General features: G+C 57.3%; 4 protein-coding genes. All 4 read left to right on the forward strand.

The window, feature by feature from the left end; translation table 11 throughout:
• Positions 1 to 347 precede the first annotated feature (347 nt).
• A complete protein-coding gene (locus tag ABX749_RS19285; protein WP_372897401.1) occupies positions 348 to 1,076 on the forward strand; it encodes a hypothetical protein in 729 nt (242 codons plus the stop codon).
• Between the two features lie 548 nt (positions 1,077 to 1,624).
• On the forward strand, positions 1,625 to 2,101 hold the full coding sequence (locus ABX749_RS19290; RefSeq protein WP_372897402.1) for an MgtC/SapB family protein: 477 nt from the start codon (positions 1,625 to 1,627) through the stop codon (positions 2,099 to 2,101).
• Positions 2,102 to 2,270: 169 nt separating this feature from the next.
• A complete protein-coding gene (locus ABX749_RS19295) occupies positions 2,271 to 3,917 on the forward strand; it encodes an alpha-amylase family protein (RefSeq protein WP_372897403.1) in 1,647 nt (548 codons plus the stop codon).
• Positions 3,917 to 5,713, forward strand: a 1,797-nt coding sequence (locus ABX749_RS19300; protein WP_372897404.1) for an amylo-alpha-1,6-glucosidase, incomplete at its 3' end; no start/stop codon positions are given. The genes ABX749_RS19295 and ABX749_RS19300, both read left to right, overlap by 1 nt.

Raw genomic sequence — 5,713 nt, forward strand, 5'->3', positions numbered from 1 at the left:
CGGCAGGGCGCAAGCCCTCCGGTCCCACGACGTTTCCGATACACCGGAGGGCTCGCGCCCTACCGCTATAAAATGCTTCACAGCGTTGCCAGGTGGGGTTCTGACGGTCCGGTAACACCGACGCACCGTTGCTGCTTTAACGACTGCGAAAGGCGATCGAGTCGATGCGGTTGAAGGACCCGGGGGGGAGGCGATTGCCAAAGTTTTCTCGCTGGCGATTTGCGTCCAGGCCGAAGCGCGGGAAAGCTTACAGTGATAGAACCGCAGAGGCATGGATGCTGCGCCGGCGATAGCCGCGAGCGACATGTCGTTCGTCTCCCTCTCCACCAATCACATGGATGTTTCTCATGCGTACTCGCACCCCCTTAGGACGGTTCGTCCTGACCGCCATGCTTGCCGGGTCCCTCTCGTTGGCCGGACAAGCCCAAGCGAAAAGTGACTTCGACGCGTTGTTGGCCGAAGTCAACTTTGACAACGCTCCCGCCGCAGCCTTGCCCGCTGCGGCACAGCCCGCCCCGATCCGAGACGTGGCGACCACCTTGGTCGACGAAACCGTCCAAGCGATCGCTGAATCGAGCGACGCGGTGGCCGACGCGACGGAATTGACCACCACGCCCGCAGCCGAAGCGCTGGCGATGCCGGCCGACTCGGAGCCGCTGCCGACACCGCCGATCGCAGAGCCGATTGCGGAGCCGATCGTGGACCAGCAAGCACCCGCCGCGGCAGTCCAGGCCGCCGCGTGCTGCCACCAATGCACGCCAAGCTGTGGCAAGCACTGCCGATTGGCCGGGTTGAAACACCGCGACTTCATCCAACCCGGAGCCTGTCAGCCCTACATGACGCCTCAAATGCCGACATCGACGTTCTACCAATACTGGCGATCCAACGCCTGTAACGTCAACGTGTGGAATGGTTTTCGAAACCAGTGCAAGCCGCACATCGATCTGTCGATCCACGGCAAGTCGCACGGCTGCAACAGCGGTTGTGACAACGGTTGCAGCAGCGGAGGTTGTGCGGCGGCGCCGACCGATTGTGGCCCCGTGCCGGCCGAATGGTCCGGCGGCGTCACGCAGTGACGGCAGGCCGAATTTAGTTTGCTAGCAAATCGCCTGACCTGGACAAAGAAAAAAATCGGACGACGCCGCGAAACCGCTACAGGAATCGCGGTGCGTTAGCCGATACTCCAGGTACCATGGATTGGGAGGGTGGAACGATCGGTGCCATCGTTCCAGCACTGATGGGCCATGGTGAGGCAGGGAGGGCTTCACCATGGCCCTTCTCCTTTCCGCAAGAGTCATCTTGTTCGGAGGAGCAATGCAGCCCAGTCACCCGACCCGCAAGCCCGACGTGTTCGCACGTCGGGCTTGTTTTTTGGGTGCTGTGGGTCCGCCACAGCAAGTGCCTCGCTGCGTTGGACGCTGAACGCAGCACATCGACTGCATGCCCAATGGCACGTGTTTTGCTTGATTGACTTCCCGCTCCTTTCATGCCGGGCTCTCAGGGCGGACAAGAAACAACGCTGCTCGCTGCGCTGGCGGAGCGTTCGAAGACCGATCATGACTCGACGCAACCAATCCTTGTTTTTGCGACAGGCGGCTGACCTAACGTGGACGAGATCAGCTCGATGTGGGAAACGATCGACCTTGCGAATCTACAAACGATTGCGATCGCAGCGGCGTGCGGGGGTGTGTTGGGGGTCGAGCGTGAGATCGCCGGGAAGCCTGCGGGCATCCGCACACACATCTTCGTCTGTACCGGGGCCGCCTTGATGATGATCTTGGGCCAGGAGATTGTGAATCAGTTCCAGCAGCAGGAATCAAATTCGCTGTTGAGCGTCGATCCGATCCGTACCTTGCAAGCCATTGTTGTCGGCATCAGCTTTCTCGGTGCAGGCACAATCATGCACCAGAAAGAAGGTGGCGTTGAAGGATTAACGACCGCAGCGACGATTTATCTGACAGCGGGCATCGGTGTCGCCACCGCGGTCGATCAGACCGGACTTGCCATTTGCGTTACGGTCTTTGCAGTCGTGGTCTTGATACTGATCGGCTCGATCGAACGCTGGTTTGAACGCCGGAAGAGTCGAAAAGACTCTTCCTAGTCACCGGTTCTTTGCCGCTGCGGCGCAAGACTTGCATAGTCGTTTTGGCGTCAACGTTACGATCGCGTCCGCTGTCTCGGCGACCGAGCTGATCGACCAGCTTCCAATCGCGTTCGCCAGCTTCCAGTCGCGTTCGCCAGCGACCTTACTTTCAAGCCACCGGAAAATCGTGTTTCAACTCTGGTACAAGAATGCGGTCATTTACAACTTAGATGTGGAGACCTACCAGGATTCCAACGCGGATGGGATCGGTGATTTTGTCGGGCTGACGCGGCGCCTGGACTATTTAGCGGGGCTAGGCGTGACCTGTCTGTGGCTGGCTCCGTTCTATCCGACGCCCAATCGTGACAACGGCTACGACGTGATGGACTATTTCAACGTCGACCAACGTCTCGGAAGTCTGGGCGACTTCGTCGACTTCATCCGTGCCGCCGAAGAACGCGGTATCCGCGTCATCATCGATTTGGTGGTCAATCACACGTCGATCGAACATCCCTGGTTCCAGGAATCGCGAGCCGATGAAAAATCTCCCTATCGCGACTATTACGTTTGGAAAGACCAAAAACCCGAGGGTGCGGACGAATTTCTCGTCTTTCCGGGCTTTCAGAAAGAGACGTGGACTTACGATCGCAAGGCCAAAAAGTACTACTTTCATCGCTTCTACAAACATCAAGCCGAACTCAATATCGCCAATCCAGCGGTGCGAAATGAAATTCGCAAAATCATGACGTTCTGGCTTCAATTGGGCGTGTCCGGTTTTCGTGTCGACGCTGCACCATTCTTGATTGAACTGAAGTCTCTTGACGGTGCGGAGGTGGATGAACCTTACGAGTACTTACGTGAGTTCAGGGACTATGTCAGTTGGGTCAAGGGTGACGCGTTGTTGTTGGCGGAAGCGAACATCGCGATGGAAGACGTTCCGAAGTACTTCGGCAGTGGTGAAAAGCTGCACATGATGTTCAATTTCATCTTGAACCAACACTTGATGTTGTCGTTGGTTCAAGGAAACGCAATGGCGATCCGCGAGGGCATGTATCAACCGCCGGCGATACCCGACCAGTGTCAATGGGGGAACTTCTTACGCAACCATGACGAATTTCCAGTCGGCCGGTTGAGTCAATCGCAGCAGGATGAGATTTACGCTGCGTTTGCGCCGAAAGAGGAGATGAAAATCTATGATCGAGGCATCCGCCGTCGCCTGCCGCCGATGTTGGCCGATGCGGAGGCGACGAAGGCCGATGTGGTGAAGGTGCTGAAACTTACACATAGCCTGTTGATGACGCTTCCCGGCACACCGGTGATGAGATATGGCGAGGAGATCGGAATGGGAGAAGACATGTCGCTCGAAGAGCGAGACACGATACGCACTCCGATGCAATGGTCGAGCGAGAAAGGGGCAGGTTTCTCGTCCGCCGACATCAGTGGCATGATCCGCCCGATCGTCAGCAAAGGTCACTTCTCCTTCAAGAAAGTGAATGTCGCCGACCAGCAACGCGACGCCGACTCGTTGCTGAGTGTGACCGAACACATGATACGGATCCGCAAGGAAAACCCGGCGTTTGGCTGGGGCGATTGGCAAATTGTCGAAACGCAGAGCATCCATGTTCTTGCACACCGATGCGACCACGACGGTGTCACCTTGGTTGCAATTCACAACTTTAGCGACGAAGCGCAGGAGGTAGAGCTCGACTTGGCAGGGAAATCAAAGGCGACACTTGAAGAACTGCTGTCGGATGCCGAATACGACGCGGTGAAGAAACCGACCGATCGGATTACTCTCGGTCCGCACGGTTATCGGTGGTGGAGACTGACCTGATGCGAACCGTTACCTTCGAGAACGATACGACTGCCCGGATCGATCAGCTCCTGTCGCGGGAATGGTTGGTCACGGCGGGCAACGGGGGCTACTGTGCTGGCACACTCGGTTTTGTCCCCACCCGGCGTCATCACGGATTGTTGATCTCCAATTTGCCCGCACCGCAGGGGCGTACGCTGTCCCTCTCAAGCCTTCGGGAAGACCTGATTGCTGACGACGGTTCTGTCCGAGCGAGTCTTTGGGGCGTACAACATTCCGGCAAAACCGCGGAAGTCCACGGGGCCCAGCCTCTTGACCGGTTTGTCCTCGACCAAGGATTCCCGAAGTGGACGTATCGAATCGGTGACGTGAACGTCGTGAAAACAATCGTCATGCCGTACCGCAGCAACGTTGTTTGCGTTCGTTATACGTCGTCAGGAGGCGATAAAGACCTGTCGTTGCGGATCCGGCCGATGGTTCAGTTTCGCGGCCACAACGATTCGGTTGCCGTTGAGACTCCGACGCGATGTGAAACCGTTGGGCAGCAATGCTACGAATTGATTTCGCACGTCGATGACCGACGATTGCGAATCCGAGCCTGTGACAGTCGAACCGGTTGGAACGATGCCGCGTTCACGGATCAGGATTGTTTCTACGCGGTGGAAGAGGCGCGCGGCTACGACCATGTTGGCAATCTTCACAGTCCGGGATACTTTACTGTCGACCTTCACGCCGGTGGCAGCGTTTCATTGATCGCAACGATGGATGACTGGTCTGTTATCGACGATTTGTTGCCGGAACAACTCTTTGACGATGAAAGACAGCGCCGCGAGCAATTGGTCCGACGTATCGATGGTGTCACTGGTGATTCTGTGACTGCAGAGTTGGTTCTCGCCGCCGACCAATTCTTGATTGAACCGGCGCCGCGAGAAGCCGACCGCCCCGATGCGGATCCCAAGACGGACGAGCCAGCACGTCGTAGCATCATCGCAGGCTACCCTTGGTTTACCGACTGGGGGCGTGACACCATGATTAGTTTGCCGGGATTGACCTTGGCAACGAATCGTTACGAGGATGCGCGAAGCATCCTGCTGACGTTCGCCGACTACATCCGCGACGGTCTGATCCCGAACCTCTTTCCAGAGGGCGGCCAGGAAGGGATGTACCACACCGCCGATGCGACACTGTGGTACTTCCAAGCACTCGATGAATATGAAACCGCCAGCGGCGACATGGAACTGGTGCGAAAGCTGCTTCCGAAACTGAAGAGTATCATCGACGCGCATCTGGAAGGGACTTTATTCGGAATCGGTGTCGACAAGCATGACGGATTGCTCGTGCAGGGGCAGCACGATGTCCAGCTGACCTGGATGGACGCGAAAGCCGGCGACTGGGTCGTCACACCGAGACGCGGAAAAGCAGTTGAGATCAACGCGCTTTGGTACAACGCACTGCAATTGTATTGCGGTTGGATCGAACGTCACGGCAGTGTGTCCGATGCTGTGCGTCTGCGGGCGTTTGCCGATTCCGCTCGCGAGAATTTTAATCGGCGGTTTTGGTCGGATGAGATTGGATACCTGTTCGATGTGGTCGACGGCGAACAGGGTGACGATGCATCGCTGCGTCCCAACCAACTCTTTGCCATTTCGCTCAAGCACGCCGTGCTCGATCCGATCCATTGGCCGGCTGTCGTCGATCAGGTCAAAACGCATCTGCTCACGCCGGTAGGACTTCGGTCGCTCTCAGCGAGCGATCCCGAGTATCACGGCGTTTACCTCGGCGACGTGTGGAAACGTGATGCCGCGTATCACCAGGGA

The organism is Stieleria sp. (assembly GCF_041595215.1).
In the GTDB taxonomy this organism is placed as follows: domain Bacteria; phylum Planctomycetota; class Planctomycetia; order Pirellulales; family Pirellulaceae; genus Stieleria; species Stieleria magnilauensis.

Coding starts and splice junctions, on each gene's coding strand:
- ABX749_RS19290 (WP_372897402.1), top strand. CDS start 1,625: ATGTGGGAAACGATCGACCTTGCGAATCTACAAACGATTGCGATCGCA.
- ABX749_RS19285 (WP_372897401.1), top strand. CDS start 348: ATGCGTACTCGCACCCCCTTAGGACGGTTCGTCCTGACCGCCATGCTT.